The 1,338-nt window shown below is 59.4% G+C and carries 1 protein-coding gene; it reads left to right on the top strand.

Going from position 1 to position 1,338, the window contains the following annotated elements; translation table 11 throughout:
• Nucleotides 1-1,338 (top strand): FAD-binding oxidoreductase (locus INT22_RS01400; protein WP_193067535.1); only part of this gene is annotated, 1,338 nt, incomplete at both ends.

Here is a 1,338-nt window from a genome sequence, read left to right on the forward strand (position 1 = left end):
GACTATGCCAACCGCACGGTGCTGGCAACGGATAACTCGATTTACCAGCGCCTGCCCCAGGCGGCGGTGTTTCCTAAGCATGCGGAAGACCTTGAGCGCCTTGCCAAGCTGGCTGCTGAGCTGCCCCACCGCGATATCGTGCTCACGCCTCGGGGTGGCGGCACCGGTACCAACGGCCAGTCGTTGACCGACGGCATCGTGGTGGACGTTTCCCGCCATATGAACCAGATCCTCGAGATCGACGTAGAGGCACGGCGGGTACGCGTTCAGGCGGGCGTGGTGAAGGATCAACTCAACGCGGCGCTGAAGCCCCATGGGCTGTTTTTCGCCCCGGAACTGTCCACCTCTAACCGCGCCACCATCGGCGGTATGATCTCCACCGATGCCAGCGGCCAGGGCAGCTGCGAATACGGTAAAACCCGTGACCACGTGCTGGAACTGGATACGGTTCTGCTCGGAGGTCAACACCTGCATAGCCGCCCGCTTAGCGCTGACGAAGAGCAGGCTGAGTGCCAGCACGAAGGTATTTTAGGTCGCGTGCATACCACCGCGGCTGAGATTATCGACCAGCAGCGTGAGCTGATTGAGGCGAAATTTCCGCCGCTCAACCGCTGCTTAACCGGCTACGATCTGGCGCATCTGCGGGAAGCAAAAGGCCAACTGAACCTGAACAGCCTGCTGTGTGGCTCGGAAGGCACATTGGGCTTTTTGAATGAAGCGGTACTCAATGTGCTGCCGATTCCCAAGCACGCCACCTTGGTCAATGTGCGTTACTCCAGCTTTATGGACGCGCTACGCGATGCCAAGGCATTGATGACGACCAGCGCGCGCCCCACCTCGATTGAAACCATCGACGACACCGTGCTGCAGCTGGCCATGGAGGACTTTGTTTGGGATAGCGTGGCGGCGTTTTTCCCCGCCACCGGCAGCACGCCAATCCGTGGCATTAACCTGATTGAGTTTAATGACGATGATCCTGAGCGCTTGGCAGAACGGGTGCAGGCGTTCACGGACCATTTGAGCCAAGACCCCACGGTAGCGCGCTTAGGTTACACCCTGGCCGAAGGCCGTCCGCAGATCCAAAAAGTTTACGCCATGCGCAAACGCTCGGTGGGCTTGCTGGGCAATGTGCAGGGCGAAAAGCGCCCAATTGCGTTTGTCGAAGATACCGCCGTACCACCGGAGCACTTGGCTGACTTTATTACTGAGTTCCGCGCCGCGCTGGATGCCCGGCAGCTCTCCTACGGCATGTTTGGCCATGTCGATGCGGGCGTGCTGCACGTGCGCCCGGCACTGGATATGAAAGATCCCGAGCAGGAAAAACTGATTCGTGAGATT

The organism is Halomonas sp. 3D7M, assembly GCF_014897885.1.
Classification (GTDB): domain Bacteria; phylum Pseudomonadota; class Gammaproteobacteria; order Pseudomonadales; family Halomonadaceae; genus Vreelandella.